The sequence below is a fragment of the Corynebacterium sp. HMSC076D02 genome (assembly GCF_001813815.1).
GTDB lineage: Bacteria > Actinomycetota > Actinomycetes > Mycobacteriales > Mycobacteriaceae > Corynebacterium > Corynebacterium simulans.
The window spans coordinates 20,811-27,009 of sequence record NZ_KV814040.1 but is presented as its reverse complement, the minus strand read 5'-3'; the positions used below and the strand labels follow the sequence as shown (position 1 = coordinate 27,009).

The following is a 6,199-nucleotide window of genomic DNA, read 5'->3' as shown; positions in this document are numbered from 1 at the left end:
TGACATAGGCCGCTAGTCGAATCCTCCGTTGGAAGACTCTACACGAGCAGGCCCCAAGGAAAAATTCGTACTGCGCACTCCGGGTAGGCCGACCTGCGTCCGGCGCTAGTGGAGTAGCTGTAACAGCGGCCGCAGCGATGGGAAGGAGCGGGGCCGCGGCGATTGGGGGCAATAACGGTTTGCCGCAGGGGTAGCAGGCGCGCTAGGCTTATCGGCAGGATTCCGCGTGGCGTCCATCCTCTGAACTCCCCCAGGGCAGGAATGCAGCAAGGGTCAGGAGGCTCTGACGGGTGCGCGGGGTCCCTTTTAAGTTTTCTGGGTGATAAACATTACAAAAGCTGCACGCAAGCGTTAGTATTGGTTGCCATATATTCGCAACTACCCGCAACTAACCCGGAAGGTGGACAGGAATGTCCCTGCTCAATCTCGAAAAGTCTGAGCTCGACGAACTCGCAGCGAAGGTTCGTAAGGACTACGAGGAGCTGAAGGCTATGGGCCTGAAGCTGGATTTGACCCGCGGCAAGCCCGCAAAGGCGCAATTGAGCCTGTCCAACGATCTGCTCGAGCTGCCAGGCGCGGGCAACTATTCCGACGCCGCAGGCAACGACCTTCGCAACTACGGCAACCTTGAGGGCATCAAGGAACTGCGTGAGCTGTGGGGCAAGCTGACCAACATCGACCCAGAGCTGCTGTTGGCTGGAGATTCCTCCTCCTTGAACATCATGTTCGACCTCATCTCTTGGGCTTATGCTTTCGGTACCAATGAGTCCGAGCGTCCGTGGTCCCAGGAAAAGACCGTCAAGTGGATCTGCCCGGTTCCGGGTTATGACCGCCACTTCGCTATCACGGAGCACTTCGGCTTCGAGCTGATTTCGGTCCCTATGCTTTCCGACGGCCCCGATCTCGGCGCCGTCAAGGAATTGGTCAAGGACCCGCAGGTCAAGGGCATGTGGACCGTTCCGATGTTCGGTAACCCAACTGGCGTGACCATCTCCGAGGAGATCGCCCAAGAGTTGGCCTCCATGGAAGCCGCAGCGCCAGACTTCCGCATCATCTGGGACAACGCTTACGCGGTCCATACTCTCACCGATGAGTTCCCGGAGATCCTGCCGATTCTCGACATTGCAGCTAAGGCAGGCAACCCGAACCGTTTCTGGGCTATGTCTTCTACCTCCAAGATCACCTTCGCTGGCGCTGGCGTTGCGTTCTTCGCCTCCTCCCGCGAGAACTTGGATTGGTACCTCTCCCACGCGAAGATTCGCGGCATTGGGCCGAACAAAATCAACCAGCTTGCTCACTACCAGTTCTTCGGCTCCGCCGAAGGCGTGCGTGCGGTCATGCGCCGCCACGCGGCGCTGCTGGCTCCGAAGTTCAACGCTGTCCTGCGCATCCTTCAGTCCCGCCTGGGCGAGTACGAGGTCGCGCAGTGGACCGAGCCGAAGGGCGGCTACTTCATCTCCCTCGACGTCGTCGATGGCACCGCCACCCGCGTCTGGGAGCTGGCGAAGGATGCGGGCATCGTGCTGACCAAGGCTGGCTCTGCCTTCCCGCACGGCGAGGACCCGAATGACCGCAACATCCGCTTGGCACCTTCGCTGCCGCCGCAGGAAGAGGTCGAGGCTGCAATGGACGGCGTCGCAACCTGCGTGCTGCTCGCCGCTTTGGAGAAGCTGGGGGCTTAAGCCATCAATTCCGACGAGACTTCGTACTGGCTAAACCAGGTCATTCCCGTTCCGCTGGAGTTTAAAAACGTGGAAGGCCGCCGGCTTGGTTTAGCCGCGCTTGACGACGCCCAGTCCCTCGCCGTTACCACCACCTTCGGTGAGGTAGACACGGGGCTCAAGCATGCGGAGCAGGGCGTCGATGTGCGCTGCGAGCTGTTGACTGTGGCGCGCGCGACGCAGCCGGAGGTAGCTGCTGCGGTTACTGCGGCTGCAGAAAAGCTGACCAAGGCCCGAGGCATGCTGCCGGCCCAGCCGGGCATCATGCTGCCGGAGATACTTTCGGAAGATTCGCTCAACGTGCACCATGGTCTGCTGATCGCGCCTTATTTGTGGGGCGGCAGCACCCCTCAGCTGCCGGAGGAAGGTCGGCTGACTTTGGTCTGTCAGCTGCTGATGCTTACCGATTCAGAATATGCCTATGCGGTGGAAGAGGGCGTCGCCAAGCTGCAGGAAGCAGTAGCTGAACAGGGCGTCGATATTCTCGATTGGAAGCGCGCCGGCTAGCTGTCTCCGCCCGCTGCGGGGGAGAGTGTCAGCCGCAGAATGTAGACTGACTAACCGTGGCTCTATACCGGAAATATCGTCCAGCAACGTTCGCGGAAGTGGTCGGCCAAGAGCAGGTCACCAAGCCTTTATCCGCTGCCCTCGACGCAGGGCGTATCAATCATGCCTACCTGTTTTCCGGTCCGCGCGGCTGCGGCAAGACTTCCTCAGCGCGCATTATGGCCCGCTCGCTCAACTGTGAGCAGGGGCCTACGTCTACCCCGTGTGGCGTGTGCGAGTCTTGTGTTTCGCTGGCACCAGGTGGCCCGGGCAATCTGGATGTAACTGAGCTTGACGCGGCTTCCCACAACGGTGTGGAAGACATGCGTGAGCTGCGTGACCGCGCGTACTATGCGCCTGCTGAGTCGCGCTATCGCATCTTCATTATCGACGAGGCGCATATGATTTCCGCCTCGGGCGCCAACGCGCTTCTGAAGGTGGTGGAGGAACCACCGGAGCACGTGATCTTCATTTTTGCCACCACCGAGCCGGAAAAGATCATCGGCACCATTCGCTCGCGTACCCACCATTACCCGTTCCGCCTGCTGACCCCGCCGGCCATGAAGGGCCTGTTGGAGCGCACTGTGGCTTCGGAGGGCGTGCACGTTGATGACACGGTGTATCCCATGGTCATCCAGGCCGGTGGCGGTTCCCCGCGTGATACTTTGTCCATTCTGGATCAGCTCTTGGCTGGTGCGGGGCCTGACGGTCTGACCTATGACATTGCGCGTCCGTTGCTGGGCGTGACTGACCTAGGTCTGTTGGATAAGACCATTGAGGCGCTTGCCGAGCAAGACAAGGCAGCCTTGTTCATGATCGTCGACGACGTCATTGAAGCCGGCCACGAGCCGCGCCGATTTACCATCGACCTTTTGGATCGCCTTCGCGATCTCATGATTCTGCAAGCAGTGCCGGGTGCTTTGGAGGCCGGCTTGGTCTCGGCGCCGACCGACCGCGGCGAAATCCTTTTGGCCCAAGCCCAGCGTTTCACCGGCCCGCAGTTGGCTTACCTGGCAGAAACCGTCAATAGCCGCATTTCTTCGCTGCGTGGCGCTACTTCGCCGCGTCTGCTTCTGGAGATCCTGTGTGCCCACCTTCTGGTTGGCTCCGCGCCCGCAGCTGCCGCCGCGGGCCAGACTGCTGCGCTGCCACAGGGAATGCCTGCTGGCTCACCGCAAGGCGCTTCCGCTGGAACGCCTGCTGCCGGTCAAACAAATGCCGCAGCGTCCAACCAACCTGCACCCGCTACTGCCCAAGCCCAAGACCCAGCAGCCGCAGCTGCCGCCATTATTGCTGCCCGTCGCAACCGCCAGGCTCAGCAGCAGGCGCAGCAACAACAGCAGCAGGCCCAGGCGCCGCAGGCTCAGCCGCAGCAACCGGCACAGCAGGCTGCGCAGCAGCCCGCCCAACCCGGACAGCCGGTGCCGCAAGCACAGTCCACTCAGCCGGAACAATCGGCATCTGCACAGCAGCCGCAGCAGTCCGAGCAACAGCCAGCCGAGCGCGCCGAACAGGCGCCTCAGCAGCGAACCGAGACTCAACCTGTACAGGAGTCTGCTCCGGAGCCAGCCAAGGAACCGGCACAGCGGTCTGCTCAGGAACCAGCACAGGAGTCTGCTCAGGAACCAGCGCAGGAACATGCAGTTGATGTCGCGGAGCAAGTGCGTTCGCAGTGGTCGAACCTTCGCGCGGCCGTGGGACGTCGCAACAAGGTTGCAGAGATCATGCTCGCTGAGGCGCGCGTGCTTGGCTTCCGTGATGACACATTGATTTTGGGACACACCACTGGTGCCCTTGCGGAGCGAATCAATTCGCCGTCCAACAACGATGCAATCGTGGCAGTTCTTAAGGAAGAGCTGCGCCGTGACATCAAGGTCAACTGCATTATCGGCACCAACCCGAAGGCAGCAGGCTTTAGCGAAAGCACTCCGCGGCAGCAGCCAACGTGGAACCCAAACCAGCAACAGCGCGAGTCCGCTGAGCCAGAACAGGAGTCTGAGAGGCCTAGCCCGCAGACTGAACCCGAGCAGCAATCGGAGCAGTCTGCCAGCGCATCTGCGTCTGCATCTGATGATCCGTGGGGAGCACCGCGACCTATCGGCACGCAGAACAACGAGCCTGCTCGCGAAGAGAGCCCCGGGCCAGTGACACCGGCTGCGGCATCGGCGGCTGCGGCAGCCGCCACAGCGGCGGCAAGCGCGCATCAACCTGTACCGCAAGCTACTCCGCCTGCGCAGGTGCAGGCCCCGCGTCAGCAAGCAGCGAAGCCGGCACAGCAGTCATCCCAGCAGGGTGGTGACTGGCGTTCGCGAATCGCGCAGGCTTCACAGGTGGCACAGAAGCGTGACGAGGAATTCAACAAGATTCCGCAGTTCGGCAACGGTGTACCGCTGCCGCCCGAACCAGCGCCGGAAGACGATTTTGAGGCACCACCAGAGGAGTACTATCCAGCTGACCCGCAGCCCAGCCAACCGGGGCCGGGGCAGCAGAGCCAGGAGATGGGGGCGTCGGCAAGCACTGCGCAACCACCGCAACAGGCCTACTCCCGCGATGAACAAGAACGCGAAATGATGGAGGAAGCCCAAAACGCCGGCGAGATGGACCACCGCAGCTCCACGGAAGTTGCGATGGAACTGCTCACCAAGGAGCTAGGTGCACGGCGCTTGTAGTTAAGCGTCTGTACACTTGACGGGTAGCGAAAATCTTAAAGAAATTTACGTTGAAAGGACTTTCCATGACTGACCCAATGTCCCAGGCAAATGACATGAACGACCTGCTCGCACAGGCTGCCCGCGTGCAGGCTGAGCTGCAGAAGGCACAGGAAGAAATCCTGGCCGCACACGTTGAAGGCACCGCAGGCAACGGCCTAGTTAAGGTTGTCATGACCGGCGGCGCGGAGCTCGTTGACCTCCAGATCGATAAGTCCGTTGTGGACCCTGAGGACGTTGACACCCTCCAGGACCTCGTCATCGGCGCTTTTAAGGAAGCACACGCTGCCGCTGGCAAGCTGGCTCAGGAAAAGATTGGCCCGCTGTCCCAGGGCATGGGCCAGTCCCAGCAGGGCTACGATGGACCTTCCTTCCAGGATGTCTTCGGCGGCAACCAGTAGTCGCGCGTTAAACTAAAAGGCCGTTATTCCCCGCAGTGGGGGAAGCGGCCTTTTTGCATTTCATAGATAGGGAGAATCGTGTTCGAAGGACCTCTGCAGGATCTCATCGACGAGTTTTCGCGCCTTCCGGGTGTCGGGCCGAAGTCGGCGCAGCGTATCGCTTTTCACGTGCTGCATATGGATCCGGAGGACGTCGACCGCCTGCAAAACGCGCTCGGCGCGGTACGTGATGGCGTGACTTTCTGCCGTATCTGTTGCAACATCTCGCGCGAAGAAGTCTGCCGAATCTGCGTGAACTCGCAGCGCGATGCATCCACTATTTGTGTTGTAGAAGAGCCTAAGGACATCCAGGTCATCGAGCGCACCGGTGAGTATGAGGGGCGCTACCACGTTCTAGGTGGCGCTTTGGACCCGCTGGCGAACGTGGGCCCGAAGGACCTCAACATCTCCGTGCTCTTGCAGCGCATCGGTGGCGTGCTGCCGGACCGCGAGCTGGCGGATTCCACCCCGGACGCGCCGTTGTATGACACGACGCCGGAGATCAAAGAGGTTATCCTCGCAACCGATCCGAATACGGAAGGCGAGGCTACCGCGGCCTACCTGGTGAGGTTGTTGCGTGACTTCCCGGATCTGAAGATCACCCGCCTCGCATCAGGCATGCCGCTGGGCGGCGACCTTGAGTTCGTGGATGAACTGACACTGTCCCGCGCGCTGTCGGGTCGTTTGACGGTGTAGCTGTCTTAGCAGCCGCCCTAATTGCCGGATTGTGGCGCTAAGTTGCGCGAAAATGGCGACGATTTGGCATTTAGGGCGGCTAAGGCAA

General features: G+C 60.9%; 5 protein-coding genes and 1 other RNA gene. All 6 read left to right on the top strand.

Annotated elements, in window-relative coordinates:
• The first annotated feature begins 213 nt into the window (after window positions 1-213).
• The 6 genes from ffs (at window position 214) to recR (ending at window position 6,111) form a co-directional block, all read left to right on the top strand.
• An RNA gene (ffs, locus tag HMPREF2935_RS02105) (signal recognition particle sRNA small type) lies at window positions 214-310 on the top strand.
• 100 nt (window positions 311-410) lie between these two features.
• Window positions 411-1,682: an aspartate aminotransferase type Ic gene (locus HMPREF2935_RS02100; protein ID WP_070432793.1), complete on the top strand. Its 1,272-nt coding sequence runs from the start codon at window positions 411-413 to the stop codon at window positions 1,680-1,682.
• A 69-nt stretch (window positions 1,683-1,751) separates the two neighbouring features.
• Window positions 1,752-2,228, top strand: a complete 477-nt coding sequence (locus tag HMPREF2935_RS02095; RefSeq protein ID WP_070731788.1) for a suppressor of fused domain protein — start codon at window positions 1,752-1,754, stop codon at window positions 2,226-2,228.
• Between the two features lie 56 nt (window positions 2,229-2,284).
• A complete protein-coding gene (locus tag HMPREF2935_RS02090) occupies window positions 2,285-4,936 on the top strand; it encodes a DNA polymerase III subunit gamma and tau (RefSeq protein ID WP_070731787.1) in 2,652 nt (883 codons plus the stop codon).
• A gap of 65 nt (window positions 4,937-5,001) precedes the next feature.
• Entirely contained in the window at window positions 5,002-5,376 is a 375-nt protein-coding gene (locus HMPREF2935_RS02085; protein ID WP_061920106.1) for a YbaB/EbfC family nucleoid-associated protein, read from the top strand.
• Window positions 5,377-5,454: 78 nt separating this feature from the next.
• Window positions 5,455-6,111, top strand: a complete 657-nt coding sequence (gene recR / locus HMPREF2935_RS02080) for a recombination mediator RecR (protein ID WP_061920107.1) — start codon at window positions 5,455-5,457, stop codon at window positions 6,109-6,111.
• Window positions 6,112-6,199: the final 88 nt, after the last annotated feature.